The sequence below is a fragment of the Okibacterium fritillariae genome (assembly GCF_052783725.1).
Map to the genome: position 1 here is coordinate 2954209 of NZ_CP199917.1, position 26022 is coordinate 2980230.

Genomic DNA, 26022 nt, shown 5'->3' on the forward strand with positions numbered 1-26022 from the left:
AAAGCGCTGTGAAGAGGAGCTAGCTGGAGGGCGTCAACGCGGCCTGGGCGCTGGCGCCCTTGGCGGTACGTTGCGGAACACGGGACCGGATTGCCCGGACCCCTGCCGGGACGACGAGACGCTGCACGAGCACGAGCAGGCCGTCGAGGACGAGAGCGAGAAGGGTGACGAGGAGCGCACCGACGAGCACCTGCGTGTAATCCCTGACGGGCAGGCCGTCGAAGATGAAGCGTCCGAGCCCACCGAGGGAGAGGTAGGCGGCGACCGTGGCGGTGGATACGACCTGCAGCACACCCGAGCGCAGACCGCCCACGATGAGGGGCAGGGCCAGGGGGATCTCGACCTTGGCCAGGATCTGCCATTCGGTCATGCCCATGGCCCGCGCGGCGTCGACGGTCTTCGGATCGACGGCTTCGATTCCCGAGTAGGTGCCCGCGAGGATCGGCGGGATGGCCAACACGACGAGCACGATGATCGACGGGATGATGGCCTGAGCGATGCCGAAACCGAAGGCCACGGCGAGGTAGACGAGCAGGCCGAGCGTGGGCAGGGCGCGCAGGGCCCCCGTGACGATGACCGACGTGCCGCGGAACCGACCCGTGTGACCGATATAGAGGCCGAGGCCGATGGCGATGACGCCCGCGATGAGAATGGTGAGACCCGTGTAGGCGAGGTGCTCGGCGAGGCGGGCGGGAATTCCGCTCGGGCCCATCCAGTGGGCGGGGTCGAGGATCCAGGCGATGGCGTCGCTGATGGCGTTCACGCGGTCACCGCCTTGCGTCGGCGGGGCGCACGGTCGCCCGTGCGGGCGGCGGCCTCGACCTTGGCCCACGGCAGCACGACGCGGCCGAGGAGGATGAGGAGGAGGTCGAAGACGACGGCGATGACGACCGTGAGCACCACACCCGTGAAGATCTCGGTGGCGAAGCTGCGCTGGTAGCCGTCGGTGAAGAGGTAGCCGAGGCCCGACAGGCCGACGAGGGCGCCGAGCGTGACGAGGCTGACGGTGCTCGCCGAGACGACCCGCAGGCCGGCGAGGAGCACGGGACCGGCGAGCGGCAACTCGACCTTCCAGAAGCGGCTCCACGGGCCGTAACCCATGGCCGTCGCGGATTGGCGCACATCGGGCGAGATGGAGTCGAAGGCATCCGCCGCCGTGCGCACCATGAGCGCGATCGCATAGATCGTGAGCGTGGCGATGAGGTTGAGCGGGTCGAGGATCTTGGTGCCCAGAATGGCCGGCATGGCCACGACGAGCGCGAGCGACGGGATCGTGTAGAGCAGGCCCGAGACCGTGAGCAGCACACCGCGCGAGACGCGGTAGCGATGCGCGATGTAGCCGATCGGCACGGCGAGGATGAAACCGAGCAGGATCGGCGGAATGCTCAGCAGGATGTGGTCCCGCGTGAGCATGACGATCTGCTCGATGTTGGCGAAGACCCAGGTCATGAGGGACCCGCGCCATCGCTGAGGATGCCCGCGAGCCGACCCGTTCCGTCGACGACGACCTGTTTGCCGTCGACGTTCTTCACGTGCAGGGCGCGTGACCCGCGGTCGGAGCCGACGAAGCTGGCCACGAACTCGCTCGCCGGGTGGGCCAGGATCTCTTCGGCCGTGCCCGCCTGCGCGATGTGCGCGCCCTTTTCAAGGATGACGATCTGATCACCGAGCAGCAGGGCCTCGTCGATGTCGTGCGTGACGAAGACGATGGTCTTGGCGAGATCGCGCTGGATGCGCAGCAGTTCTTGCTGCAGCTCGGCGCGCACGAGCGGGTCGACGGCGCCGAAGGGCTCGTCCATGAGCATGATGTTGGGGTCGATGGCGAGGCCGCGGGCGACACCCACGCGCTGCTGCTGGCCGCCCGAGAGCTGGCTGGGGTAGCGCGTGGCGAGCGAGCGGTCGAGCCCGACCGTGTCCATCAGGGCGAGCCCGGCCTCATGGGCCTGCTTCTTCTTCACGCCCTCGAGCAGGGGCACGGTGGCCACGTTGTCGATGACCGTGCGGTGCGGCAGCAGGCCGGAATTCTGCATCACATAGCCGATGCGGCGGCGCAGCTTGACGGGGTTGAGCGTGGAGATGTCTTCGTCGTCGATGACGATGCGACCGCCGGAGGGATCGACCATGCGGTTGATCATGCGCAAGATGGTGGTCTTGCCGCAGCCGGACGAACCGACGAAGACGGTGGTCTTGCGCGAGGGGATGTCGAGCGAGAAGTCGTCGACCGCGAGCGTGCCGTCGGGGAAGCGCTTGGTGACGCCATCGAAGCGGATCATGCCTGCCTTGCCTTTCTGGCTGAACGCGAAGGCATTCATGCGCCGTGAACACGCGGTGCGAAAGCAATGCGTGATCCGTGTCTACGAGGTACGTACGACACCGGCCAGAAGGGGCGACACAATCCGGGGCGTGCAGAGTGAGCGATCAGAGAATCTCTCGCTCCACCTAGCCGGTAGATCAATAGCGTAGGCACATGTCCTGACAATATCCACCGCCGCGGATGCCCTGGCGAAACAAGACGTCATGATGTAGGAACTCGTCGCGAATTATCTTGCACACGACTGTGCAAGATCGTACGATGGATGTCGTGACCACAACATCCCCCGACCGCCCCGCCCGGCGCGACGCCACCCGCAACCGCGCGGCACTCATCGACGCCGCCATGGTCGAGTTGCGGGACGACCCCGACGCCAGCCTCGACGCCATCGCCGCGCGCGCCGGCCTGTCCCGCCGCGCCGTCTACGGCCACTTCGCCACGCGCGAAGACCTCGTGCTCACGGTTGTCGAAGCCGGCGCGGCGCGCATCGCCCAGGGCATCGGCACGGTCGGCACCGACGACAGCCGGGTCGCGATCGCCACGATCGGCGCGCGGCTCTGGGCGTCCGTGTCGCATGTGCGAGTGATGGCCGACCTGGCTGTGCGCGGGCCCTACCGGTCCACCGTGGCCGCCGCGCTCGCGCCCATCCGGCGAACGTTGCGGGATGTGATCGAAGACGGCGTGTCGCGGGGGCAGTTGCGGCGCGACATCCCGCCCGCCGTCGTTGCCCGGCTCGTCGAGGATGCCGCGCTCACCGTTCTCGGCGAGGCCACGCGCTCGGGGATCGACGACGACCACGCCGCGCGACTGGTCATGCTCGCGGGCCTGAGCGGTGCCGGGCTCGGATGGCAGGAGGCCGGGCTCGTGGTTGACGAAACGCTGCGCAACGGATTGGTGAACGCATGAGAGTCGAACTTGCAGACGTGACGAAAGGTCGGGATGCGTCCTCACTCCCCGCCACCTCGCTGTCGTTCCAGACGGGCAGTGCCACGTTCTCGCGCGCCGAGACGGCGCAGCGTCCCACGGTGTTGGGGCTCATCGCATCCGGCCGCATGAAGCCCGAGACCGGCAGCGTGACGATCGACGGCACGCCCGACACCAAACGCATGCGCGCCGAGATCGCGCTCATCGATGCCCCGGACGTCTGCGAGCCCAACAGCAACGCCACCGTCGCGGGTGTCACGGCCGAAGAGCTCATGTTCGCCGGCCGCCCCGACCACCCCGTCGCCGTCAGCCGCTGGCTCGCCGAACACGGCTGGCAGGAACTGTCGCGCACCACGATGGCCACCCTCGAACCCACCACGCGCGTGCGCCTGCTCACCGAACTGGCCATCCTGCGCCAGGGCGTCGGCGCGCTCGTCATCGTCTCGCCCGACCGCCACGGCGGCAACCCGCTCGATTGGTGGCGCGTGGCCCGACAGCTGGCGGCGCGCGGCTATGCCGTGCTCGTCATCGCGGGCGACGCGGCGGCCACCGCCATCGACGCCAACACCATCCAGAAAGTGTCGAGCACCGTGCCCGCCGACACCGTGCCCCTCTTCGGCACCACCGACGAAACTTCGGAGAACCCGGCGTGAAGATCTTTGCCATGGTGCGAGCCGAGCTCGCCCGCCTCTGGTCCACCAAGATGGCCCGCCTCGCCCTCGTGGCGCTCATGTGCGTGCCGATCATCTATGGCGGCCTCTACCTCTGGGCCAACCAAGACCCCTACTCGAAGCTCGACCAGGTGCCCGTGGCGCTCGTCGTGAGCGACACCGGTGCGGATGACAACGGCACGACGACCAACTTCGGTAACGACGTGGCCGACCAGCTGATCGAAGACGGCAGCTTCCAGTGGCACCGCGTGAGCGCCAAGAACGCAGCCGCGGGTGTGAAGAACGGCGCCTACGACTTCTCGGTCACGCTGCCGAGCAACTTCTCGCAATCGCTCACATCCTCCGACAGCGACAACCCGCGCCAGGCCGAGGTGCTGCTCACCACGAACGACGCCAACAGCTACCTCGCGTCGACGATCGGCGAGCAGGCCGTCAAGACGATCCAGACATCCATCGTGAAGACCGTGAACGAGAAGGCCGCCAACACGTTCCTGGATGGTTTGGCCGAGGTGCGCGTGAACCTCGTCGACGCCGTCGACGGCACGCAGAAACTGCTCGACGGCGCCAACACCGCCGTCGACGGGTCGGCGCAGCTGGCCGACGGCACCGCTCAGCTCGCCACGGGAAGCGCCACGCTGCGCGACGGCCTGGCCGAGCTGCAGTCGAAGACCGCGTCACTGCCCGCACAGAGCGCGCAACTCGCCGCCGGCGCGGCCCAGGTGGCCGCCGGAAACCAGAAGATCGCTGGCTATGGCACCCAGGTCGCCGGTGTCACGCAGCAGATCGCCGACGAGGTGCCCGCCGCCCGCGCCCGCATCCAACAGGACCTCACCGACCTCGGCCTCGACCAGGCGCAGATCGACCGCGTGCTCGCGGGCCTCGACCCGCTCGGGCAGCGCATCACGACGGGCAATCAGCAGGTGCAGGCCGCGGCCGGGCAGCTCAATACCCTCGCGTCGGGCGCGCAGCAGGTCGCCACGGGTGCGCAGGCGTTGGCGGATGCTTCGCCCGCGCTCGTGCAGGGCATCGGGCAGGCCGCATCCGGTTCGAACCAGCTGGCCGACGGCGCGAGCCAGGCCAACGACGGCGCCCAATCGCTCGCCAGCGGTCTCGTCACCCTGCGCGACGGGTTGCAAATCCTCGAGGATGGGCTGTCGAGCGGTGTCTCGCAGATCCCCGACAACACGGATGCGCAGCGCGACGCTCAGGCGAAGAACATCGCCGACCCGGTGACGCTCAAGAACACGGCCGTCACGTCGGCGGGCACCTACGGTGCCGGACTCGCGCCGTTCTTCGTGTCGCTCGCCGCCTGGATCGGCATCTATGCGCTGTTCCTCATCGTGAAACCCGTGTCGCGGCGCGCCATCACGGCCCTGCACTCGCCCATCAAGGTGACGCTGGCCGGATGGATCACACCCGGCGCGCTCGGGGCCATCCAGATGGTGGCGTTGTTCGGCGTGTTGGCCGGGGCGCTGCACTTCGAGATCCAGAACCCGATCGGCACCTACGGCATGATGGTGCTCGCGTCGCTGACCTTCACCGCGATCATCCTGGCGCTGAACATCTGGCTGGGCAGTGTGGGGCAGTTCCTCGGGCTCGTGCTCATGGTGCTGCAGCTGGTGACCGCCGGCGGCACGTTCCCGTGGCAGACCCTGCCCGAGCCGCTCGCGTGGTTGCACCACTTCTTGCCCATGGGCTTCGCGGTCGACGGCATCCGGCAGCTCATGTACGGCGGCGATGCGGCGGCGGCCGGGCACGACGCCATCCTGCTCGCCCTCGTGCTGGTCGGCGCGCTCGTGGTGGCCGCCATCGGCGTCACGCGCATGACCCACTTCCGCACGCTGCGCGACCTGCAGCCGAGCCTCATCGGCTAGCGCGGCGGCGCAGCAGCCCGTGCCCGAACTACTCAGGCGGGCGCGCGCTATGCGGAGAGGGACTGGAGGTAGGCGTTGCGCTCTCGGATGAGGTGCTCGAGGTAGCGGGCCAAGACGAGCTTCTCGACGAGACGGCCGAGGGGGCCGAAGGGGGCCGCGAACGAGACATGGTCGGTCATGCGCGTGCCCGCGCCGTCCGGCAGGGGTTCGAAACGGTGCTCGTGGCGGAAGAACCGGAACGGGCCGCGCTTCTGCTGGTCGACGAACGAACGCGGACGGTCGAACGCCGTGATCCGGCTGGTCATGCGGATGGGCACGCCGAAATGCCAGGCGCGCCACGTGACCTCCTCGCCCAGACCGATGAGGCCGGACGTGACGCCCGCGACGGCCCGCTCCCGGGACCGCTGCATCGAAGACGTGTGCGCGCCGATGTCGAGCGACAGATCGAAAAGGCGCTCGGGCGCGAGCACCGAATCGGTCGTGCACACGAACGAGACCGACATCTCAGGCGCCGAAGGTGACGTGTTGCAAGACCCAGGCGTGCATGGTGACGGCGGCGGCGGCCGAGGCGTTGATCGAGCGGGTGGAGCCGAACTGGCTGATCTCGACGACGGCGTCGGCAGCCGCGATGGCCTCGTCCGAGAGGCCCGGGCCCTCCTGTCCGAACAGGAGGAGGCAGCGCTCGGGAAAGGCGAACGTCTCGATGATGACCGAGCCGGGCACGTTGTCGATGGCGATGATGGGCATCGACTGCTCGCGGGCCCAGGCCACGAGGCCCGCGACATCCGCGTGGTATTCGACGTGCTGGTAGCGGTCGGTGACCATGGCGCCACGTTTGTTCCAGCGGCGACGGCCCACGATGTGCACGGTGTCGGCCGCGAAGGCGTTGGCGCTGCGCACGATCGAGCCGATGTTCATGTCGTGCTGCCAGTTCTCGATGGCGACATGAAACGGATGCCGGTGCCGGTCGAGGTCGGCCACGATCGCGTCCATGGTCCAGTAGCGGTAACGGTCGATCACGTTGCGGGTGTCGCCGCGCTCGAGCAGCTCGGGGTCGTACCAGTCCTCGACGGGCCACTCGCCCACCCACGGGCCGACGCCGTTGGTCGACAGCTCGTTCGTCGGATTCGGCGTTTCGTCAGGCATCCGCCAAATCTACCGCTCGGGGATGCCCACGCCGTTTTGGTAGCATCGGCTGGCGGTGAGCTACCGCCCCTCCCGACAGAAAGCGGCCCTCGTGACCTCTCTCCCCCGCCTCGTGGCCTTCGACCTCGACGACACCCTCGCGCCGTCGAAGACAGCCATCGATCCGCGGATGTCTGAGCTGCTCTTGAGCCTGCTCGACCAGGTCGAGGTCTGCATCATCTCGGGCGGCAACTTCACCCAGTTCCAGAACCAGGTCGTCGACCGTCTCGAGGGCGCCAACCCGGAGCGGCTCGCGAAGCTGCACCTGATGCCCACGTGCGGCACGCAGTACTACCGCTACGTCGACGGCTCGTGGGCGCAGATCTACGCCCACAACCTGAGCGACGACGAGAAGGCGCGCGCGCTGGCGGCGGTCGAAGCATCCGCCCGCCGTTTGGGGCTGTGGGAGAGCGAGGTGTGGGGGCCGATTCTCGAGGACCGCGGGTCGCAGATCACGTTCTCGGCGCTCGGGCAGCAGGCGCCCGTGGCCGCCAAACAGGCGTGGGACCCGACGGGGTCGAAGAAGGAGTCGCTGCGCGAAGCCGTGCAGGCCGAGCTGCCCGACCTCGAGGTGCGTTCGGGCGGTTCGACGTCGGTCGACATCACGCGCCGCGGCATCGACAAGGCCTACGGCATGAACAAATTGGTCGAGCTGGCGCACACGCCGCTCGACGACATGCTCTTCGTGGGCGACCGCCTCGACGAGGGTGGCAACGACTACCCCGTGAAGACGCTCGGCGTCGAGTGCATCGCCGTCGAGGGCTGGGAAGACACGGCCGCACACCTCGACGCGCTCATCCCCCGCCTCGCGGCGCGGTAGGCGCCGGCTCCGCCGACCGGCTCCGCCGGCCCGCCCAGGCGACGTGGACGGCACAGCGGGCTCAGCCGACGCGGCGGTAGGCGATCAGGCCGGGGACGCGGCCCCGCGCAGCGAGGGCGTCGCCGCGGGCGAAGTCGCCCCAGAGCTGCCGCAGGATGGTGCCGTTGGCGTCGATCTCCTGACGAGTGGCGCCCGCGACGAGGGCCGCATCGCGCCAAGCCGCCTCGTCGCCGAAGAGGAGCGGCAAGTCGATCATGTGCGCCGCACCGAAGGGGTTACCCGGCGCCTTCCACGACACGACGTAGCTGTGCACGCGGCCGCCCGCCTTCGCGTGGCGCCGAGCGAAACGACTGTCTGTGCGCCCGTAGACCAGCCACGTGGCGAGACCGACGATGGCCTGTTGGATGACGGGGCCCACGACCGGCAGCCCCACCCACCGCTTCAGCTTGGGCAGGTTGGGCACGAAGAGCCGCCCCTCCTCGGACGTGTGACCGATGAGCACGTCCACGCGCGGGGCCGCCTCGTTCCAGGCCCGCTCGATGTTGCGCTCGGCGGGCAGCGGGTCGAACCCGTATTGCGTGCTGAACGGCATGCCACCCTTGAGCCCGAACGGCGCCGCGATGCGCTGCAGCTTGGCCGACAGGGCGACGACCTTGTCGACGGGCGTTTCGGTCGTGACCTGCGCGGCGGCCTCGGCCATGAGGGAGGTCATGCGGGCGCGACCACGCGCGAGCCCGAGGGGTGCGCTCTGGATGATCGCGCGCGAGAAGAGCGAGGATGCCTCGGGCACCGCGAGAAGGTGAGCCACGGCATCCGCGCCCGCCGATTGCCCGAACGCCGTGACGCGCGCCGGGTCGCCGCCGAACGCCTGAATGTTGCGCCGCACCCAGCGGAACGCCTCGAGCATGTCGAGCAAGCCGAGGTTGGCGGGCCGCTCGTCGGTGCCGTCGCCGAGGAAGCCCAGGATGCCGAGGCGATACGTGACGGTCACGACGACGACGCGCTGCTCAGCCACGAGCGCCGCCGGATCCATCACGGGCAGGTCGCCGGCACCGTTGGCGTAGGAGCCGCCGTGGATCCAGACCATGACGGGCACGGTCTCGCCGCGCGCGAGATCGGCTGGCATCGTGACGGACAGTTGTTGGCAGTGCTCGCTCGGATGCCGGTCGGGCGTCGCGCCGAGCACCTGCTCGAGGAACGCGTTATAGGGCTGAGGGGATGCGTGCGACCACTCGGTGGCGCCCAGCATGTCGCCGGCACCGCGGTCAGGCACCGGCCGCGGCCGCTCGAAGCGCTCGGCTTCGGCATAGGGGATGCCCGTGGCCCGCACGACGGCGCCATCGTTCCAGCCCTCGACGGGTCCGCACGGCGGCTCGAAGCGGGGCGCCGAGCCCGAATCGAAACGTCGCCCAGACAGATTCGGCGACCCAGAGGTTGCGGGGGCGGCGGAGGCGGCGGGCGGCACGTTGTGGTCAGACATCCCCCTCATTCAATCACCGCCCCCGACGAGCGACCTCGGAGCGGCGTGAACGTTTGCGGGGAGGATCGTGGGAGCACAGACATCCCCTCGCCTTGTCACCCCGAACCTCTAAACTGGCCACGGACAGAAAGAGGTCGCAATGAACACTCGTCGCGAAGACGTCGAATGCTGGTTGACCGACATGGACGGCGTTCTCGTCCATGAGAACCGTGCGCTGCCCGGCGCCGCCGAGCTGCTGCAGCAGTGGCGCGACCAGGGCAAGCCCTACCTCGTGCTGACCAACAACTCCATCTTCACGCCGCGCGACCTCAGCGCGCGCCTGCGTCAGTCCGGCCTCGAGGTGCCCGAAGAGTTCATCTGGACCTCCGCTCTCGCCACCGCCGACTTCCTCAAGAACCAGGTGCCGGGCGGTTCCGCATTCGTCATCGGTGAGGCCGGCATCACGACCGCGCTGCACGAGGCCGGGTTCATCATGACCGAGACCGACCCCGACTACGTGGTCGTCGGCGAGACCCGCAACTACTCGTTCGAGGCCATTACGAAGGCCATCCGCCTCATCATCAAGGGCGCGCGCTTCATCGTCACCAACCCCGACGCCACGGGCCCGAGCGCCGACGGCGTGCTGCCCGCGACGGGTGCCATCGCGGCGCTCATCACCAAGGCAACGGGCAAGGAGCCCTATGTGGTGGGCAAGCCCAACCCCATGATGTTCCGCTCGGCGCTCAACCGCATCGGCGCGCACTCCGAGAACACCGGCATGATCGGCGACCGTATGGACACCGACGTGGTGGCGGGCATCGAGGCCGGGCTGCACACCATCCTGGTGCTCACGGGCATCAGCGATCAGGCCGAGATCGACCGCTACCCGTTCCGCCCCGATGAGATCCTGGGCGGCGTGATCGACCTGCTCGATAAAGACCCGGTGGAGTCCGACGACTTCGAAGGCAGCTCGACCGTCCCGGCTTCCTAAGCGGAGCCCCGGTTCAGACTCGGGCTCTGGTCCCAGCTCCGGCTCCGGCACCCACTCAGCGCAGCTGTTCGCGCGCCACGCTTTCGACCACGCTCGAGACGGCGTCGAGCGTGGGTGAGGTCAGATTCCACCGCTGCCAATACAGCGCGATATCGATCGGATGCTCGGGCGCCAGGTCGAGCAACACCCCCTGGTCGATCTCGGCCGCGCATTGCTGCTCGGGAAGCATCCCCCACCCCATGCCGAAGACGACCGCGCGCGCGTAATCGGCCGACGTGGGCACATAGTGCCGCGGCGAGCGCAGCGATCGTCCCGTGTAGTCGCGGAAGAACTGCCGCTGGATCTGGTCTTTTCGGTCGAAGTTCACGACGGGAGCCGACCCGAGCGATTCGACCGAGGCGCGTTCGTCGAGAAAGCGCTGGGCGAACGACGGGCTGCAGACCGCCCGGTAACGCATGCGGCCGAGCGACGTGACCGAGCATCCCTGCACCGCCTGCGACGCCGAGGTGACCGCCGCCATGACGGCTCCCGAGCGCAGCAGCTCTGCCGTGTGATCCTGATCGTCGCGGTGGATGTCGAACACGGCTTCGACGCCGGTCACCTCGTACAGAAGCGAGGCGGCCTCGAGAAACCAAGTGGCCAGGCTGTCGGCGTTGACGGCGACGGGCACCGTGACGACGCCGCCATCGGATGCCGCCCGCCCGAGCTCGCGCGCCGTGTCTTGCTGCAGCAGCTCGACCTGTCGGGCATAGCGCAGCACGACGTCGCCCGCCGCCGTCAGGCGAACGGGGTTCGACCGCTCGACCAGGATCTGGCCCGCGGTGAGCTCCATGGCCTTGATTCGCTGCGAGACCGCCGAGGCCGTCACATGCAGTCGCCGCGCGGCACCGTCGAAGGTGCCCTCGTCGAGGATCGCGCTGAGCGTCGCGAGCTGTTCGGGGGTGAAAGCGACCATAAGCGCAGCTTACGGCGCAGAAGAATCTTTAGCTGTACTGCACACCCCGGCATCCATACCGTTACATCGTGACCTTCTCCACCACCCTCCTGCCCGCCCTGCTGGGTTTCGGCACCGGGCTCGCCCTCATTGTTGCGATCGGCGCGCAAAACGCGTTCCTGCTGAAGCTCGGCCTCACGGGTCGCAACGGTCTCGTCCTCGCGGTCGTCGCCATCTGCGCGATCTCGGATGCCGTGCTCATCGTCGTCGGAGTGCTGGGTATCGGCGCGGTCATCGAGGCAGCCCCGGTGGCGCTCGTCGTCATCCGCGTCCTGGGAACGGTGTTCCTGATCGCCTACGGTCTCTTCGCCGCCTGGCGGGCCCTCAAGCCGAAGGCGCTCGAACCGGGCGCCGCATCACCGCGCATCTCGCTGCGAGCGGCCGTGTTCACAGCCCTCGCGCTCACCTGGCTGAACCCCCACGTCTATCTCGACACCGTGCTGCTGCTGGGATCGGTCGCCAACCAGCAGGGCGAAGCCGAGCGGTGGTGGTGGGCGGGCGGCGCCGTGCTGGCGAGTTTCACCTGGTTCACGCTGCTCGGGTTCGGGGCGCGGCTGCTGCGGCCGTTCTTCGCCAAGCCGTCGTCGTGGCGCGTTCTCGACGCGCTCATCGCGGTCGTCATGCTGGCGCTCGGCATCCGCATGGCGCTCGGCCACTGACAGTCGGGAACGGATGTCCAGGCCCGGATGCTCGGGCACGGATGCTCGGACACGGATGATGGAGCGCCGGCGCTCGGGCACGCAGGCTCAGAAACTCAGCTTCCGGCGAGAGACCCCGTGATGGGCTGGGCGCTCGACCGGCTGACGAAGCAGTAGTAGCTGCGCTCGCCCGCTGCCCACTGCTCGGCCGTGACCGGGTAGCTGCCCTGCACCTGAACGTCGTTCAGGGCGCCCGCCGCGGCCAGGTTCAGCACGCCGGGTGCGCTGCAGAGCAGCGAGATCTGGCCCGCGATGGCCGCTTCGCCCGGGAACGCCGCGGCCGGGTCTTCCGACACGGCCGCTTTCTTCACCATCTGTGCGGCGTGCGGGGTGGCGCAGTCGACCACGGTGAACTCTTCGACCCACGGGTTCGTGTAGGGCTCGAGGCATTCGCCGCCGGCCAGCAGCTTCCAGTCATACGTGCCCGGCGCGAGCGGTCCGGCGGCCGGGGCTGCTGGGGCCTCGGGCGTCGGCTCGGGGGCGGATTCGGCCGTGGCCGTCGGCGTTTCGGATGTCGCGGGGCTCGCGGTCGGTGTCGCGGTGGGTTGCGTGGCGGGCCCGGCTACGAGCCCGGGGATGCGCGTGCCCAAGAAGAAGAGCCCGACGAGGATCAGCACCAGGACGAGCGCCCCGGCCACCAGGATCAGGGGGCGAGGGAACCTCGAGGCGACGGTGTTGCCCGCGGGCGGACGCGTGCCGCCGTCGCCAGCGCCTGGCCCGGAGCCACTCGCGCCGCCGGTTGCGGCCCGGGGACTCGAATCGTGTGCCGACATGGCGTGATCGTCGTTCGCGCGGGATGCGGCGCGACGGGATGCTTCGGTTCCGGCAGCTCCGGCCGCGTTATGTGCCGGACCTGTCGATTCTGGGGCACGATCCGCCGCGGTCGCCGCTCCGGCCGCACCGAGAAGCTGCGTCGGCGCGTTGTCCGGTTGACCGGGCTGGCTGACGTCGCCCCCGAAGGGAGCTTCCGAGTCGGCAACGGGCAGCACGACAGTGGCATCGGCGGCGTCGGCACGTCGATCGGATGCGTCGGCGCGGGGCCCCGCATTGTCGTCCGTGTCGTCACGCTCGAGTTCGTCTGCATCGTCGTCGCCGAAAAGCGACCAGGAGTCGGTATCGGTGTAGGCGTCGGTGTCGGCGCTGGAACCGGTGCCGGAATCGCTGCCGGTGCCAGTGCCAGTGCCAGTGCCGGAGTCCCCCGCGGCCTCGCGACCGGTCGAGCTCGCAGCCGGTTCGCGGTCGTCGTTGCGCGAGGCGAACTGCAGTTCCGAGAAGTCCATCGCCTCTGTCGGGGCGTCGACGGACGCCGAGCGCGAACCCGCGTCTGCGCGGGCGGCCGCATCGTCCTCCTCGCCGGAGTTCATTCCGTCGGCTCGTTCGTTCCCGCCTGCGGCAGAGCCGGCAGCGGCGGCAGTGGCCGCGGCGAGTCCGGCGACGCCGGCTGCCGACGCTGCGCCGCTCGCGGCTTCGCGGTCGCGCATCGCCGCGAGCTGGCGTTCCAGGGCCGCTTCGTATTCGGCGGCCGCGGCGCGGGCTGTCTCAGCGTCGGCGGCTCGCCGGAGTTCGGCCTGCCGCTCGACCTCGGCGGCACGTTTCTCCTCGGCGACACGAGCAGCCTCGGCAGCCTGTTCGGCCTCAGCAGCCCTCTCGGCCTCGGCTGCACGTTCGGCTTCAGCGGCACGATCGGCTTCAGCAGCACGCTCGGCGTCAGCCGCACGCTCTTCTTCAGCCACACGTTCAGCCTCGGCCACGCGCTCTTCCTCGGCCACGCGCTCGGCTTCGCGGCGCGCATGCACGCGGGGGTCGAGTTCGTCGTTGCGGCTGAGCTCCCAGGAGAAGGGAACCTCGCCGAGGTCTTCGGTCAAGAAATCTTGAGCGTGACCGCCCACACGACCGTCCTCGTCGCGCGCGGCGCCATGGCCGTCTCCCGACACCGTGTCTCCGTCGGGGTCGACCTCGTCGGTCGCTGATCCCTGCGCCTCGGCGGACGACGCGTCCTCAGCCGTCGCCTCGTACGGCCGCTCACCGCGCACGGCGGCCAACTCTTCGGGCGTGAAACTCAGGGCCTGCGGATGCCGCAGCGAGGAGCGTGGCACGTCTGCGGGCGCATCCTCCTCCGCGGCAGCGATGCCGCCAGTGGCCGCGGCGCTGGCGCCGTCGGAGTGCGACTCGCCCTCACCGCCGACCTGCGCATCGGCATCGGCATCGGCATCGGCATCGGCATCGTCGTCATCGGCGCGGGCCCACTCGGGCACGGCCGCCTCGCTCGGCGGCGGCGTGAAGGTCGCGCGCCGCGGCGCGTAATTCTCATCGTCACTGGTGTGCACATCGATCAGGTCGGTGTCATCCAGTTCGTCCGCCGGCAACTCGTCGTCGGCGCTCGACTCCTCCGGGGCCACGACAGGCATCCGCGCCGTGCGCGATTCGCGCCGCGTTGTCGGGGCCTCGCCCGTGGCCGATCCCACGCCGGACGTGTCGTCACCGTCGGTCTCGTCGCCAGCTGCATCGCCCTCTGACGCCCCGCGCGAACCGCGCAGCCCGTCGAGTCCGAGTGATCCGGCATATGTCGCCGTGCTCGAGCGAGACGAGCCTTCCTCACTCGGGTAGGCATCCGTGGCGCCGTCGTCCGAGTCCTGCTCCGACGCGGCGTCGTCGGGCTGCGCACCGGGTCGGGCGCGCCACCAGGGCGACAATTCGGGGGTCTCGTTGCGGTCGGCCGGGTTCGCCGGGGCGCGGAACAGATGCTCGGTCGACGGCGAGGCGGGGATTCCACCAGCCGGCGTGCCGAAGGCGGGCATGACGGGCATGGGTCCCGTCTCGACATCCTCGGTGTTCGCGGCATCGTCGGACGAAGCGGATGCGAGGGCGCCGGTCTCGGGCGTCTTCTCCGTGTCGTGCTCGGTGCTCGCCCCGAGCCACGACATGAGCTGCTCTTCGGCCTTGCGCACCGAACCGCGCACACCGGTCGGAGCAGAGGCCTCGGCATCGGACGAAGACTCAGACCCCGCAGCACGCGGCGCGACGGACGAACCGTCGCTCACCTCATCCGCAACGTCGTCGTCGTCAGCGTCGTCGTCATCGAGCTGTCCGAGCAACCATTCGGTGCCGAGCGGCAGCCCCGCCGTCTCGACGGGCGGCTCGTCGGGGTGTGTGCCGGGCGCGCCCTCGACGGCGTCTCGGTCACGGGCCTCGTCGCCGTCGTTCCGTTCGGGCTGGTCGCCCCGCCGTCGCTCGTCGGCCACGGTTACTCCAGGCCCAGATCTGCCAGCCCGATGGCGGCGAAGTAGGGGTAGCCGGCTTTCTCGATGATCTCGCGGGCACCCGTGTTGCGGTCGACGACGACGGCGACGCCGACGACGATGGCGCCGACCTTCTCGAGCGCCTCGGCGGCTTTCAGCGGCGAACCGCCCGTTGTCGAGGTGTCCTCGAGAACGATGACACGCTTGCCGGCGAGATCGGGGCCTTCGACCTGCTTGCCGCGGCCGTGGTCCTTGGGTTCCTTGCGCACGACGAACGCGTCGTAGGTGAGGCCACGGGCGGCACCCTGGTGCAGAATCGCAGCGGCGACGGGGTCGGCGCCCATGGTCAGACCACCGACGGCGAAGACATCCGGAACCGGGGCGATCAGGTCGATCATGACCTGGCCGATCAGCGGAGCGACGCGGTGGTCGAGGCTCACCTTGCGAAGGTCGACGTAGTACGTGGCCTTCTTGCCGCTCGTCAGGGTGAAGTCTCCGTGGAAGACTGCCTCGGCCGAGATGAATTCGATGAGTTGTTGGCGCGCATCCGTCACAAGACGACAGTTTACGGGTGAACGGGCCCGGAACGTCCACACGACGGGCCCGGATAGCATTGTCGGCATGCGCATCGCCACCTGGAACGTCAACTCCATTCGCACCCGAGTGGGCCGCGTCGTCGACTGGATGGTCCGCGAAGACGTCGACGTCTTGGCCATGCAAGAGATCAAGTGCCGTGACGACCAGTTCCCGCACGATCCCTTTACCGAGGCCGGTTATGAGGTCGTCACGCACGGCCTCAACCAGTGGAACGGCGTGGCCATCGCCAGCCGCCTGCCCATGGATGACATCGCCACCTCGTTCGCGGGCATGCCCGGTTTCGGCAAGGCCAACGCCACCAAGACGACCCCCGTGCTCGACCCAGACGGCAACCCGCTCGAGGCGCGCGCGATCGGCGCGACGGTCGACGGCGTGCGCGTGTGGAGCCTCTACGTTCCGAACGGCCGTGGCGTCGACGACCCGCACTACGAGTACAAGCTGCAGTGGCTGAACGCGTTGCGCGAAGACACGCAGGCGTGGCTGGCCGACGAGACGCTGCCGCTCGCGCTCATGGGCGACTGGAACGTGGCCCCCTCCGACAGCGACATGGGCGACCCCTCGTTCGGCCCGGGCAGCACCCACATCTCGGGCCCCGAGCGCGACGCGTTCCACGCCTTCGAGGCCATCGGCATGGTCGACGTCGTGCGCCCGATCGTGCCAGAGGGCTACACGTTCTGGGACTACAAGCAGCTGCGCTTCCCCCGCAACGAGGGCATGCGCATCGACTTCATCATGGGTTCACCCGCGTTCGCCGAACTCGTGACGGATGCCTCGATCCACCGCAACGAGCGCAAGGGCGACTCGCCCAGTGACCACGTCCCGGTGCTCGTCGACCTGGCGCTCGAGGGCGAGGACGAAGACCGCCCGATGATCTTCGGCTGACACGAGCGCGGCTCGGTATTCAGCGGCCTCGCGCATCCGGCGACTTCCGGGTACGGCGGCTCACGCATCCGGCGGGCTCGCGCGTCCGACGGCGCGGCCTGTCCGGCTAGGTTGGTGGGGTGACGACGCGACGACGGGTATGGATGCGCTGGGCGATCGCCGCGGCATCCGTCGTGGTCGCCGCCGGCCTCTGTGCTCTGCTCGTGGCCACGGGCGTGCTGTGGCCCAACCGTTTCTTCGCCGCCGGGTACTCCGTGCGGGGCGTGGACGTGAGCGTGTATCAGGGCGATATCGACTGGGACACGCTGGCCGATCAGGACATCGACTTCGCGTTCATCAAGGCGACCGAGGGGTCGGGCAGCCAGGATTCGCGGTTCGCCGAGAATTGGCAGGCCGCACGCCAGACCGATCTCCTCGTCGGCGCCTACCATTTCCTCAGTTTCGACAGCTCGGGCTCGACGCAGGCCGACAACATCATCGCCACGGTGCCCAACGAGACCGGCGCCCTGCCCGTGGTGGTGGATGTCGAGTGCTACGCCGACTACTGCGCGACGATGCCCACGAAGCAGCAGGTGCGAGACATCCTCGACCCCCTGCTGGCCGACCTCGAGGCGCATTACGGCGCGCCACCCATCCTCTATGCCACGGCCGACTACTACGACTCGTATTTGCGTGACGGCTATGCCGAGAATCCGATCTGGATCCGCTCGGTCTTCACCCCGCCGACGCTTCCCGATGGACGCGCCTGGGATCTCTGGCAGTACTCCAACCGCGAGAAGCTGCCCGGCTACGAGGGCGACGAGGACTACATCGACCTCAACGTCTTCCGCGGCACGCTCGACGAGCTGAAGAGCCTGCGCGCGTCGGGCCAGCGCTAGAAGCGCCCCGTCGCCTCCCAGTAGCGCACCAGTTTGAGCGCGAGGTGCAGCGAGCTGCGGCTGATGCCGTCGTCGAGCGCGGCCTTGACGGGCGGCGGCATGTTGTCGAGACGGTAGTAGAGCGTGGTGCGGTGGATGTGCAGGCGTTCGCAGGCGTCGCGGGCTCGACCCCCGACATCCAGATAGGTCTCGACGGTTTCGCGTTGCAGTGGGTCGCCGCCGCCTGCCGTGAGTGCGTGGGCGGCGGGCGAGAACGTCTCGAGTTGTGAGCGATCGGCCTGGATGGCGGCGAGCATCGTCCAGGCGCCGAGCTCGCTGATGTCGGCCCGGGTGACGCCCGGTTTGATGGCACCCGCCAGGTCGGCGGCGAGCGCGGCCTGGTCGGCGGCCGCGCTCAGGTCGTCGTGGTCGCGCGAGTGCCGGGCCGAGCCGATCGAGTGGATGGCGACGGCCAACTTGGATGCCTCGGCCGGGATGACACGGTCGGCCACATCGTTGTCGGCGGCGCGCCCGACGAAGAAGAGTGTGCCGTCGCGATCGCCGAGGAAGCCGATCGCGGGTGCGCTGAGCGAGCCGAGGTGACGGCCGAAAGCCACGCGCTGGATGGGGCCGATGCCCGGGTCGATGGCCACGGCGCGCACGATCGTGTTGCCGCCGCGTTCGATCCAGTTTTTGCGCAGCGCCTCGGCGAAGGCGGCGCGGCGCTCGGCCTCGTCGGCCGAGATGAGCCGGCCCATTACCGCGGCGCGCAGCGAGGTGGCGGCATGGGGGTTCTCGGCGAGGAGGTGCCGAGCGATCATCACCGACGCGTCGATGGCGGCGTGCTGGGCTTCGGTCAGCGCGGGCAACCCCCCGACGATGATCGACATCATGGCCAGCAGGGTGTCGTCGTCGCGGATCGGCACGACGAGTCGCGCATGGGTGCCGAACGGAGCGAACGAGACGATGACGGGTTTCGTGGCCTGTAAGACCCCCTCGTTTTCGAGGTAGGTGCGCGGCTCGGGCGCGAGGGCGCGACGCAAGAGACTGTTCGTGCGGATGTCATCGACGTCGTCGCCCTGCGGGCTGGCCGCGAGGGACCGGAATTCGCGGTCGCCGATGACGACGGACCGCCCGAGCGCGAGGGACAGCTCGTCAACGAGTTCCTGCAGGTTCATCGACTTCCTCTCTGATCGGGCGATGCTCTCTCTGCATCATTGTGGTGCTGTGCCCCGCTGGACAAGTGACGGAACAGGTCTGGACAGGTGACGGAACGGGAATGGGCTGCCGAACGTATCGCCGGGACCCGCTTCGCCGTAGGTTCGGCATGACCGCAACACTTCCGGCTCGCGAGAGGGACAACACGCATGCCTTACATCACCACTACCGATGGAACCGAGATCTATTACACCGAACAGGGCTCGGGTCAGCCCGTGCTGCTCAGCCACGGCTGGCCGCTGTCGTCGGACGCTTGGCAGAAGGAACTGAAAGTCTTGGCCGATGCCGGCTACCGCGCGATCGCGCATGATCGCCGCGGCCACGGGCGCTCGTCGAAGACCTACACGGGCAACGACATGGACACCTATGCTCAGGACCTCGCCGAACTGGTCGAAGCCCTCGACCTGCACGATCTCGTCGTCATCGGTCATTCGACCGGTGGCGGCGAAGTCGTGCGCTACGCAGCGCAGCACGGCGAGGGGCGCGTCGTGAAGGTCATCACCGCCGGGGCCGTTCCGCCCCTCATGGTGAAGACCGACGATAACCCCGAGGGCACGCCCATCGAGGTATTCGACGGCATCCGCGCCGGTGTGCTCGAGGATGCGTCGCAGTTCTACCGGGACCTGAGCGAGGCGTTCTTCGGCGCGAACCGCGAGGGCAGCTCGGTGTCTCAGGGAGCCAAGGATGATTTCTGGCGCCAGGGCATGCTGGTCAACCTCGCCGCGGCCTACGACTGCGTGAAGGCGTTCTCCGAGACCGACTTCACCGATGACCTCAAGGCCCTGGATGTGCCGATCTTTATCGCGCACGGCGACGACGACCAGATCGTGCCGATCGCGGCGGCGGCCGAGAAGACCATCACGCTCGTCAAGGACGGCACCCTGAAGGTCTATGCGGGTGCCCCGCACGGCATCCATGGCGCCTACCAGACCGAACTCGACCAGGACATTCTCGAGTTCATCAAGAAATAGCCTGGCGCCGCGCCTGACCTGCGCACAGGCCGCGCCCGCAGACTCTGCGCGAGGTAGGTGGCGTTCACGCAGACACTATCGGTGCGAACGCGGGCGTGCAGACCACGAAGCGGCTCACCCCAGGGTGGGCCGCTTCGTGCGTGCTGCTGACGTCTGCGGGCATCCATGCCCGCGAGTACGGCTCGTGCCGCGGCACGAGACTGTCGCGTGAGCGACCCGCTCCCGGCGAAGCCGTCCCGTCACGACGACTAGTTCTTGAAGACATCCTTGACGTCTTCGCCGGTCTGCTTGACGTTGGCCTTGGTCTGGTCGGCCTTGCCCTCGGCGGCGAGCTTGTCGTTGTTGGTCACGTTGCCGACCGCTTCTTTCGCCTTGCCGGCTAGTTCTTCAGCGGCGTTCTTGATCTTGTCTGCTGCGCTCATGATGAGCCCCTTTCACGAATCGGGTTACGTACACGGATAAGACGGGTCGTCGCCGGGTTTCGTCACGAAACTCATGCGACTTTTTCTTCATACCGGGTTCGCTGCCGTGCCCGCAAGCGGATTGTGACCACTTCGGGGCAATCCGAAGGGGCCACTGCGCGGCACTCCTCAGCCGCCGAAGAGCTTGCCTAAAAAGCCCTTCTTGCGCGAGTAGCCCGCCGCCGTGAGGGCGTCGATGAGCGGCTGCTTGATCTCGTCGGTGTCGAAGCGATAGCCGAAGAACTGGCCCGTGTGCGTGCCTTGGCGGTCCGTCGACTCCGAGGCGAGCGCGAAGCTCTTGTTGAGCGTGAACGACTTCTGCGAGCCGCTCTGCCACTTCTTCTCGCCGTGCAGCCCGTCGGCGTTGACGGTGGCCTCGGCATCCGCCGACGTTTCGTCGAATTCCCACGTGCCGTCGTCGGGGTCGAGCGTCACATAGAGGTCGTAGGACCCCTGGCGCACGCCCGCGCCGAAGAAACCGAGCCACTTCTGGTCGGCGTACTTCCACGTGGCGCGGATGCCGACGGCGGTGGGTTCGTAGAAGAAGGGGCGGTCGTCGCTGTTGAGCGCGAGAACCCGGTTCTGAGCATCCTGCATCGATTCGGCCATGCGGTGAGCATAGGGCAGGATCGCGCTGACCGGCAGTGGCGAATTGGCCTCTTGCCCGGGGAGCATGGCCCTCGTCAGACTGAGAGGATGACCGCTGATGTCCTGCGCCTGAGCGCCTTCGCCGATGGAAACCCCGGGGGCAACCCCGCCGGAGTCGTGCTCGACGCGCGCCCCCTCGACGGCGAGACCATGCAGGCCATCGCGCGCCGCGTGGGATACGCCGAGACGGCCTTCGTCGTGGAGCACGCCGTGGGCGGCGACCCGCGGCACGTGCGCCTGCGCTATTTCTCGCCTGGAGCCGAGGTTCCCTTCTGCGGCCACGCCACCATCGCCACGGCCGTCGCCCTCGCCGAGCGGGACGGTGTGGGCACCTACGTGTTCGGCACGGCCGCGGGCGATGTGCGCATCGAGACCTCGACGGGAGCCGACGGCGCGGTCACGGCCGCGTTCACGAGCGTCGAACCCGAGGTGCGCGAGCTCGGCGGCTCCACCACCGCTGAACTGCTCTCACTGATCGGCGTCGGGCCGGATGACCTCGACACCCGCTTCCCCGTTCGCGAATCCTTCGCGGGCAATTGGCATCCGGTCGTCGCCATCCGCGAGCTCGAGCGCTTCGACGCGTTCACGTTCGACCCGGTCGCCATGCGGGCGCTCATGGACGCGCGGGGCTGGGCGGGCACCGTTACGGTCATCCACGTGCCCGATTCGGATGCCGGAGGCGACACGCCGCCCGCCCACCTCGAGATCGAGGCGCGCAACCTGTTCCCCGTCGGGGCCATCACTGAAGACCCGGCGACCGGTTCGGCCGCGGCGTCCCTCGGCGGCTACCTGCGGTCGCTCGGTGCCGTGACGACGCCGGCCCGCGTGCTGGTTCGTCAAGGGCGGCACGTGGGATTGCCCAGCCTGCTGACGGTCGACATCCCGGCGGCGGGTGGCATCACCGTGACGGGCACGGCGACGCCCATCGACGCGCCGGAGCTCCCTGCCTGACGCAGAAATTCTTCGGGCAGCGACGGCATGGCAGCGCCATACTGAGGCATGGGTAGAAGCGACGCTGCGGCGGACGAGTATTGGGCGGGGCTCGAGCATCCGATGGCCGAGTCGGCCCGTGGCTTGCGCGCGGCGCTCCTCGATGCCGCGCCCGACGTCGTCGAGACGCTGAAGTGGAAGGCCCCGAACTTCGCGACCGTCGACGATTTCGCGACCTTCAACTTTCGGCGGCCGACGGCAGTTCAGGTGATTCTGCACACGGGCGCGAAACCGAAGCCCGAGCATCCCGAAATCACCGTGGATGCCCCGGCGGGCTTGTTGCGCTGGGCCGACCGCAACCGAGCGGTCGTCACCTTCGGCTCATCCGACCAGATCCTCGAACACCGCGACGCCTTCGCCACCCTCGTCCAATCGTGGGCCGCGCAGCTGCGCTGACTGCGTACCAAACTCAGAAATCAGCGGCCGGAGCGGCGGTCCGACGGGTCGCCGTCGCCGGACGCGGGGCCGCCGCCGATGGGTGAGCGGTTGGCCACGGCCGGGAACGCACCCGTGTGGCCGTCGCGCGCCTTGGCGATCTCGAGCACGCGCGGTTTGGCGAAGTGCCAGCCGACGATGAGGGCCGGGATGATGAGCACGAGCGACGAGACCGTGAGGGTTCCCGTGGGCCAGTCGAAGGCCATGAGCACCAGCACGACGGCGAGGAAGACGAGCGTGATCCACGACGTGACGGGTGCCCCCGGCATCCGGAATGACGGTCGTTTCAGGCGACCCTGAGCCGCCCAGCGCTGCAATTGCATCTGGCAGATGACGATCATGGCCCACGTGCTGATGATGCCGAGCGCGGCCACGTTGAGCACGATTTCGAAGGCTTCCTCGGGGACGAAGGCGTTGAGGGCGATGCCGAACAGCGCGATGACGACCGTGAGCATGATGCCGCCGTAGGGCACACCCGCCTTGTTCATGCGCGTGGTGAACTTGGGCGCGGCGCCCGACATCCCCATCGAGTGCAGGATGCGGCCGGTCGAGTAGAGGCCAGCGTTCAGGCTCGAGAGCGCCGCCGTGAGCACCACGAAGTTCATGATCGACCCGGCGATCTCGCCCGTCTCGGGGTTGCCGAGGTGCGAGAAGAACGTGACGAACGGGCTCTGACCCGCCTTGTAGGTGTCGTAGGGCAGCAGCAGCGAGAGCAGCAGGATCGAGCCGACGTAGAACACGGCGATGCGGAACACGACCGAGTTGATGGCGCGCGGCATGACCTTCTCGGGGTTGGCGGTCTCACCGGCCGCCGTTCCCACGAGCTCAATCGAGGCGTAGGCGAAGAGCACACCCGTTACGGTGATGACGCCGGGCAACAGACCCGTGGGGAAGAAGCCGCCGTTGTCGGCCAGCATGGCGACGCCCGTGACACCCTCCTCGGTGGGCCAGCCGGCCGCCAGGAACACGGTGCCGATGCCGAGGAACGCCACGAGCGCGACGACCTTGATGAGCGCGAACCAGAACTCGAGCTCACCGAAGACCTTGACCGACACGAGGTTCACGCCGAGCACCACGACGAGCGCGATGAGCGCGAGAAGCCACTGCGGCACGACCGTGAACATCGACCAGAACTGCGCATAGAGCGCCACGGCCGTGACGTCGACGATGGCCGTCATGGCCCAGTTGAGGAAGTACATCCATCCAGCCACGAAGGCGGCCTTCTCCCCGAAGAACTCGCGCGCGTAGGACACGAACGACCCGGAGGACGGGCGGTGCAGCACCAGCTCGCCGAGCGCGCGCAGGATGAAGAACGCGAACACGCCGCACACGGCGTAGACGATGACGAGCGACGGGCCCGCGATGGCGAGCCGGCCGCCCGCGCCCATGAACAATCCCGTGCCGATGGCGCCACCGATGGCGATCATCTGCAGCTGACGCGACTTCAGATTCTTCTGGTAGCCGGCCTGCTCGGCGTCGAAGCTTGAGTTCGGTTGGTAGTCCGGAAGATCAGCCGTGGTGTCGGGCTTCGCCGAGGGGGAACGGCCGGCGTCGGGGGAATGCGTCATGGGGTCGTCCTTTCGCAGACGGCCAGCATGCCACGGCTCCGCAAAAAACTGAGATTTCGACGCCCTCCGTTCGGCGTGTCGCGCGGGAGGGCAAATCTTATTGGTCGGCCGGGGTCTGTTACGTCGTGTGACAGCAGGCGAAACATCCTCACGAGGCCCTGGGTAGCGTTGAAACATGGCCACCCTCACCTCCACCACCGCTGCCAACACGGCGTTCTCGGTGCGTTTCGACGGGCTCAGCCGCAGCTTTCCGGTCGAGAAAAAGCGCGGTCGCGCCGCCTCGACGACGGATGTCGCCACCCCGGCCTCGGGCGAACGCACCGTGTTGCGCGACATCGACCTGACCATCGCGCCCGGCGAGGTCGTCGCCATCCTGGGCACGAGCGGATGCGGCAAGTCCACGCTCCTGCGCATCGCGGGCGGCCTCGACACGGCGTCGACGGGTGACGCGTTCATCGACGACCAGCCCGTCGCCGGCACCGACGGCCGCACGGCCATCGGCTTCCAGGAGCCCCGCCTGCTCCCCTGGCGCAGCGTCACCGACAACGTGGCCATCGGCCTGCCGCCCGGCACCGACAAGAAGGCCGGCGCCGAACGCGTCGCCACCCTCATCGACCTGGTCGGCCTCGGCGAATTCGCCGGGCACCGCCCCCGTGAAATCTCGGGCGGCATGGCGCAGCGCACCTCGCTCGCCCGCGCACTCGCCCGCAACCCCGGCGTGCTGCTGCTCGACGAACCCTTCGGGGCGTTGGATGCGCTGACCCGGTTGAAGATGCAGGACCTGCTGCTCGACATCCATCGCGCCGCCCCCACCACCGTGCTGCTCGTCACGCACGACGTCGACGAAGCGCTGCAACTGGCCGACCGCGTCATTCTGCTCGGCCGCGAAGACGGGCGAGACGGCTCGACCATCGTCGAGACCCTCACCGTGCCGGGCGAACGCCCCCGCGACCGCGGATCGGCAGACCTGGCCGAGCTGCGCGGACGCCTGCTCGACGGACTCGGCATCGACCGGCACACCCGCCGCTGACGCATCTCACCCGCTCTCCCGTTCCACTCCTCCCCCCACCGCCCTCCTGCACCATCAGCCCAGAAGGACCCTCATGCGCAAGAAACGTCTCAGCATCGCCGCCGTCGTCGCGGGCGCCGCCACCGCCGCTCTGCTGCTCTCCGGCTGCGTCGCCGGCGAAACCCAGAACCCGAGCGCTGGCTCCGACAACGACCAGGCCTCCTCCGACACGAAGACCGAGGGCGGCACGCTCAACATCGACTTCGCCACCTACAACCCGCTGTCGCTCGTGATCAAGGACCAGGGATGGCTCGAGGACGCCCTCGACGACCAGGACATCACGGTCAACTGGGTGCAGTCGGCGGGCTCGAACAAGGCCAACGAGGCCCTGCGTGCCAACGCCATCGACGTGGGATCGACCGCCGGTTCGGCCGCGCTGCTCGCCCGCTCGAACGGCTCGCCCATCAAGACCATCGACATCTTCTCGCAGCCCGAATGGTCGGCCCTCGCGGTCGGACCGAACTCCGACATCACCTCGGTCGAGCAGCTCAAGGGCAAGAAGATCGCCGCCACCAAGGGCACCGACCCCTACTTCTTCCTGCTGCAGGCGCTCGAGGAGAACGGCCTCTCGGCCAGCGACGTCACGATCGAGAACCTGCAGCACGCCGACGGCTGGGCCGCCCTGCAGAACGGCTCGGTCGACGCCTGGGCCGGCCTCGACCCCATCATGGCCGGCGCCGAAGAAGCGGGAGCCAAGCTCATCTACCGCAACGTCGACTTCAACAGCTACGGCTTCCTCAACGCGACCGAGACGTTCCTCGACGCCAAGCCCGATGTGGCGCAGACCGTCGTCGACACCTACGAGCACGCCCGCGCCTGGGCCGCCGAGAACCCCGAGAAGACTGCCCAGATCTTGGCGGATGTCGCGGGCCTCGACTCGGCCGTGGCCACCAAGGTCATCACCGAACGTTCCAACCTCGACGTCGACAACGTTCCCGGCAGCGCGCAGGAGAAGGTGCTGAAGGTCATCGGCCCGATCTTCGTCGAATCCGGCGACGTGCCCGACCAGAAGCAGATCGACGACGCCCTGGCATCGCTGCTCGACCCCGAGTTCGCCGAGAAGGCCGACCCGGACGCCGTCGGCTCGAAGTAACGACGCCGCACGCCGCAGCCCGGCCGCCCGCCCGCACTCGCCCCGCCCTTCGATCGCAGAGGATTCG

Annotated in this window: 26 protein-coding genes; 13 read left to right on the forward strand and 13 right to left on the reverse strand. The window is 68.6% G+C overall.

The genetic code is table 11. From position 1 onward, the window contains the following. Positions 1–19 precede the first annotated feature (19 nt). From ACUWEX_RS13545 to ACUWEX_RS13555, 3 genes are read right to left on the reverse strand one after another with little or no spacing between them, the layout of a single operon-like run. A complete protein-coding gene (locus ACUWEX_RS13545; RefSeq protein WP_234991249.1) occupies positions 20–763 on the reverse strand; it encodes an ABC transporter permease in 744 nt (247 codons plus the stop codon). Then, positions 760–1449: an ABC transporter permease gene (locus tag ACUWEX_RS13550; protein ID WP_079728687.1), complete on the reverse strand. Its 690-nt coding sequence runs from the start codon at positions 1447–1449 to the stop codon at positions 760–762. Before ACUWEX_RS13550 ends, ACUWEX_RS13545 begins: the two co-directional genes overlap by 4 nt. Then, complete coding sequence (locus ACUWEX_RS13555; protein ID WP_445996588.1) at positions 1446–2273, reverse strand: ABC transporter ATP-binding protein; 828 nt, start codon at positions 2271–2273, stop codon at positions 1446–1448. Before ACUWEX_RS13555 ends, ACUWEX_RS13550 begins: the two co-directional genes overlap by 4 nt. A 299-nt stretch (positions 2274–2572) precedes the next feature. Between ACUWEX_RS13555 and ACUWEX_RS13560 the strand changes: the two genes are divergently transcribed. Genes ACUWEX_RS13560 through ACUWEX_RS13570 form a run of 3 tightly spaced genes read left to right on the forward strand, consistent with a single transcriptional unit; the run spans position 2573 to position 5780 of the window. Beyond that, positions 2573–3217 carry a TetR/AcrR family transcriptional regulator gene (locus tag ACUWEX_RS13560; RefSeq protein WP_445996589.1) on the forward strand — a complete coding sequence of 215 codons (645 nt, stop codon included), beginning with the start codon at positions 2573–2575 and terminating at the stop codon, positions 3215–3217. Further along, a complete protein-coding gene (locus ACUWEX_RS13565; protein WP_445996590.1) occupies positions 3214–3888 on the forward strand; it encodes a hypothetical protein in 675 nt (224 codons plus the stop codon). The genes ACUWEX_RS13560 and ACUWEX_RS13565 overlap by 4 nt, the downstream gene beginning before the upstream one ends. Continuing rightward, positions 3885–5780 carry a YhgE/Pip family protein gene (locus ACUWEX_RS13570; RefSeq protein ID WP_445996591.1) on the forward strand — a complete coding sequence of 632 codons (1896 nt, stop codon included), beginning with the start codon at positions 3885–3887 and terminating at the stop codon, positions 5778–5780. Before ACUWEX_RS13565 ends, ACUWEX_RS13570 begins: the two co-directional genes overlap by 4 nt. 47 nt (positions 5781–5827) lie before the next feature. Here the strand turns inward: ACUWEX_RS13570 and ACUWEX_RS13575 are convergent, their stop codons facing one another. Together ACUWEX_RS13575 and ACUWEX_RS13580 are read right to left on the reverse strand one after the other, a co-directional pair. Further along, positions 5828–6283: an SRPBCC family protein gene (locus ACUWEX_RS13575; protein ID WP_445996592.1), complete on the reverse strand. Its 456-nt coding sequence runs from the start codon at positions 6281–6283 to the stop codon at positions 5828–5830. A 1-nt stretch (position 6284) separates the two neighbouring features. Further along, positions 6285–6926, reverse strand: a complete 642-nt coding sequence (locus ACUWEX_RS13580) for a TrmH family RNA methyltransferase (RefSeq protein ID WP_445996593.1) — start codon at positions 6924–6926, stop codon at positions 6285–6287. Between the two features lie 91 nt (positions 6927–7017). Between ACUWEX_RS13580 and ACUWEX_RS13585 the strand changes: the two genes are divergently transcribed. Then, complete coding sequence (locus ACUWEX_RS13585; RefSeq protein WP_079728693.1) at positions 7018–7785, forward strand: HAD-IIB family hydrolase; 768 nt, start codon at positions 7018–7020, stop codon at positions 7783–7785. 61 nt (positions 7786–7846) lie between these two features. On the opposite strand, the gene ACUWEX_RS13590 is transcribed toward ACUWEX_RS13585, so the two are convergent. Continuing rightward, positions 7847–9265 (reverse strand): carboxylesterase family protein, encoded by a 1419-nt coding sequence (locus ACUWEX_RS13590; protein ID WP_079728694.1) that lies wholly within the window; start codon positions 9263–9265, stop codon positions 7847–7849. Positions 9266–9404: 139 nt separating this feature from the next. Here ACUWEX_RS13590 and ACUWEX_RS13595 point away from each other — a divergent pair, with 139 nt between their 5' ends. Further along, entirely contained in the window at positions 9405–10235 is an 831-nt protein-coding gene (locus ACUWEX_RS13595; protein ID WP_077054807.1) for an HAD-IIA family hydrolase, read from the forward strand. Between the two features lie 55 nt (positions 10236–10290). Here ACUWEX_RS13595 and ACUWEX_RS13600 read toward each other — a convergent pair whose 3' ends face one another. After that, positions 10291–11190 (reverse strand): LysR family transcriptional regulator ArgP, encoded by a 900-nt coding sequence (locus ACUWEX_RS13600; RefSeq protein WP_079728695.1) that lies wholly within the window; start codon positions 11188–11190, stop codon positions 10291–10293. Positions 11191–11258: 68 nt separating this feature from the next. On the opposite strand from ACUWEX_RS13600, the gene ACUWEX_RS13605 reads away from it, so the two are divergent. Further along, entirely contained in the window at positions 11259–11888 is a 630-nt protein-coding gene (locus ACUWEX_RS13605) for a LysE/ArgO family amino acid transporter (RefSeq protein ID WP_200811560.1), read from the forward strand. 95 nt (positions 11889–11983) lie between these two features. Here the strand turns inward: ACUWEX_RS13605 and ACUWEX_RS13610 are convergent, their stop codons facing one another. Beyond that, on the reverse strand, positions 11984–15169 hold the full coding sequence (locus tag ACUWEX_RS13610) for a hypothetical protein (protein ID WP_445996594.1): 3186 nt from the start codon (positions 15167–15169) through the stop codon (positions 11984–11986). Between the two features lie 2 nt (positions 15170–15171). Then, entirely contained in the window at positions 15172–15720 is a 549-nt protein-coding gene (pyrE, locus tag ACUWEX_RS13615) for an orotate phosphoribosyltransferase (RefSeq protein WP_079728697.1), read from the reverse strand. 67 nt (positions 15721–15787) lie between these two features. Here pyrE and ACUWEX_RS13620 point away from each other — a divergent pair, with 67 nt between their 5' ends. Further along, positions 15788–16645 carry an exodeoxyribonuclease III gene (locus tag ACUWEX_RS13620; protein ID WP_079728698.1) on the forward strand — a complete coding sequence of 286 codons (858 nt, stop codon included), beginning with the start codon at positions 15788–15790 and terminating at the stop codon, positions 16643–16645. 119 nt (positions 16646–16764) lie between these two features. Then, on the forward strand, positions 16765–17523 hold the full coding sequence (locus tag ACUWEX_RS13625) for a GH25 family lysozyme (RefSeq protein ID WP_234991253.1): 759 nt from the start codon (positions 16765–16767) through the stop codon (positions 17521–17523). Here the strand turns inward: ACUWEX_RS13625 and ACUWEX_RS13630 are convergent. After that, a complete protein-coding gene (locus tag ACUWEX_RS13630; protein ID WP_445996595.1) occupies positions 17520–18680 on the reverse strand; it encodes a helix-turn-helix domain-containing protein in 1161 nt (386 codons plus the stop codon). The two genes, ACUWEX_RS13625 and ACUWEX_RS13630, sit on opposite strands and share 4 nt — an antisense overlap. A gap of 189 nt (positions 18681–18869) precedes the next feature. Between ACUWEX_RS13630 and ACUWEX_RS13635 the strand changes: the two genes are divergently transcribed. After that, a complete protein-coding gene (locus ACUWEX_RS13635) occupies positions 18870–19691 on the forward strand; it encodes an alpha/beta fold hydrolase (RefSeq protein ID WP_445996596.1) in 822 nt (273 codons plus the stop codon). Positions 19692–19939: 248 nt separating this feature from the next. Here the strand turns inward: ACUWEX_RS13635 and ACUWEX_RS13640 are convergent, their stop codons facing one another. Both ACUWEX_RS13640 and ACUWEX_RS13645 read right to left on the reverse strand, forming a co-directional pair. Next, positions 19940–20113 (reverse strand): CsbD family protein, encoded by a 174-nt coding sequence (locus tag ACUWEX_RS13640; protein ID WP_079728702.1) that lies wholly within the window; start codon positions 20111–20113, stop codon positions 19940–19942. Between the two features lie 168 nt (positions 20114–20281). Continuing rightward, complete coding sequence (locus tag ACUWEX_RS13645) at positions 20282–20761, reverse strand: hypothetical protein (RefSeq protein ID WP_445996597.1); 480 nt, start codon at positions 20759–20761, stop codon at positions 20282–20284. Between the two features lie 87 nt (positions 20762–20848). On the opposite strand from ACUWEX_RS13645, the gene ACUWEX_RS13650 reads away from it, so the two are divergent. Together ACUWEX_RS13650 and ACUWEX_RS13655 are read left to right on the forward strand one after the other, a co-directional pair. After that, positions 20849–21751 carry a PhzF family phenazine biosynthesis protein gene (locus tag ACUWEX_RS13650; protein WP_445996598.1) on the forward strand — a complete coding sequence of 301 codons (903 nt, stop codon included), beginning with the start codon at positions 20849–20851 and terminating at the stop codon, positions 21749–21751. A gap of 48 nt (positions 21752–21799) precedes the next feature. Continuing rightward, positions 21800–22186, forward strand: coding sequence for a DUF1801 domain-containing protein (locus ACUWEX_RS13655; RefSeq protein ID WP_445996599.1), 387 nt, complete (start codon positions 21800–21802; stop codon positions 22184–22186). A 20-nt stretch (positions 22187–22206) separates the two neighbouring features. Here ACUWEX_RS13655 and ACUWEX_RS13660 read toward each other — a convergent pair whose 3' ends face one another. Further along, positions 22207–23793 (reverse strand): amino acid permease, encoded by a 1587-nt coding sequence (locus tag ACUWEX_RS13660; RefSeq protein WP_445996600.1) that lies wholly within the window; start codon positions 23791–23793, stop codon positions 22207–22209. Positions 23794–23968: 175 nt separating this feature from the next. On the opposite strand from ACUWEX_RS13660, the gene ACUWEX_RS13665 reads away from it, so the two are divergent. After that, positions 23969–24823 carry an ABC transporter ATP-binding protein gene (locus ACUWEX_RS13665; protein WP_445996601.1) on the forward strand — a complete coding sequence of 285 codons (855 nt, stop codon included), beginning with the start codon at positions 23969–23971 and terminating at the stop codon, positions 24821–24823. Positions 24824–24896: 73 nt separating this feature from the next. Next, positions 24897–25955: an aliphatic sulfonate ABC transporter substrate-binding protein gene (locus ACUWEX_RS13670; protein ID WP_079728708.1), complete on the forward strand. Its 1059-nt coding sequence runs from the start codon at positions 24897–24899 to the stop codon at positions 25953–25955. Positions 25956–26022 lie beyond the last annotated feature (67 nt).

Excerpts from the sequence above, each read along its gene's own strand:
- ACUWEX_RS13550 (WP_079728687.1), bottom strand. The coding sequence starts at position 1,449 with ATGACCTGGGTCTTCGCCAACATCGAGCAGATCGTCATGCTCACGCGG.
- ACUWEX_RS13555 (WP_445996588.1), bottom strand. The coding sequence starts at position 2,273 with ATGATCCGCTTCGATGGCGTCACCAAGCGCTTCCCCGACGGCACGCTC.
- ACUWEX_RS13560 (WP_445996589.1), top strand. The coding sequence starts at position 2,573 with ATGGATGTCGTGACCACAACATCCCCCGACCGCCCCGCCCGGCGCGAC.
- ACUWEX_RS13565 (WP_445996590.1), top strand. The coding sequence starts at position 3,214 with ATGAGAGTCGAACTTGCAGACGTGACGAAAGGTCGGGATGCGTCCTCA.
- ACUWEX_RS13575 (WP_445996592.1), bottom strand. The coding sequence starts at position 6,283 with ATGTCGGTCTCGTTCGTGTGCACGACCGATTCGGTGCTCGCGCCCGAG.
- ACUWEX_RS13580 (WP_445996593.1), bottom strand. The coding sequence starts at position 6,926 with ATGCCTGACGAAACGCCGAATCCGACGAACGAGCTGTCGACCAACGGC.
- ACUWEX_RS13590 (WP_079728694.1), bottom strand. The coding sequence starts at position 9,265 with ATGTCTGACCACAACGTGCCGCCCGCCGCCTCCGCCGCCCCCGCAACC.
- ACUWEX_RS13595 (WP_077054807.1), top strand. The coding sequence starts at position 9,405 with ATGAACACTCGTCGCGAAGACGTCGAATGCTGGTTGACCGACATGGAC.
- ACUWEX_RS13600 (WP_079728695.1), bottom strand. The coding sequence starts at position 11,190 with ATGGTCGCTTTCACCCCCGAACAGCTCGCGACGCTCAGCGCGATCCTC.
- ACUWEX_RS13620 (WP_079728698.1), top strand. The coding sequence starts at position 15,788 with ATGCGCATCGCCACCTGGAACGTCAACTCCATTCGCACCCGAGTGGGC.
- ACUWEX_RS13630 (WP_445996595.1), bottom strand. The coding sequence starts at position 18,680 with ATGAACCTGCAGGAACTCGTTGACGAGCTGTCCCTCGCGCTCGGGCGG.
- ACUWEX_RS13635 (WP_445996596.1), top strand. The coding sequence starts at position 18,870 with ATGCCTTACATCACCACTACCGATGGAACCGAGATCTATTACACCGAA.
- ACUWEX_RS13640 (WP_079728702.1), bottom strand. The coding sequence starts at position 20,113 with ATGAGCGCAGCAGACAAGATCAAGAACGCCGCTGAAGAACTAGCCGGC.
- ACUWEX_RS13645 (WP_445996597.1), bottom strand. The coding sequence starts at position 20,761 with ATGGCCGAATCGATGCAGGATGCTCAGAACCGGGTTCTCGCGCTCAAC.
- ACUWEX_RS13650 (WP_445996598.1), top strand. The coding sequence starts at position 20,849 with ATGACCGCTGATGTCCTGCGCCTGAGCGCCTTCGCCGATGGAAACCCC.
- ACUWEX_RS13655 (WP_445996599.1), top strand. The coding sequence starts at position 21,800 with ATGGGTAGAAGCGACGCTGCGGCGGACGAGTATTGGGCGGGGCTCGAG.
- ACUWEX_RS13660 (WP_445996600.1), bottom strand. The coding sequence starts at position 23,793 with ATGACGCATTCCCCCGACGCCGGCCGTTCCCCCTCGGCGAAGCCCGAC.
- ACUWEX_RS13665 (WP_445996601.1), top strand. The coding sequence starts at position 23,969 with ATGGCCACCCTCACCTCCACCACCGCTGCCAACACGGCGTTCTCGGTG.
- ACUWEX_RS13670 (WP_079728708.1), top strand. The coding sequence starts at position 24,897 with ATGCGCAAGAAACGTCTCAGCATCGCCGCCGTCGTCGCGGGCGCCGCC.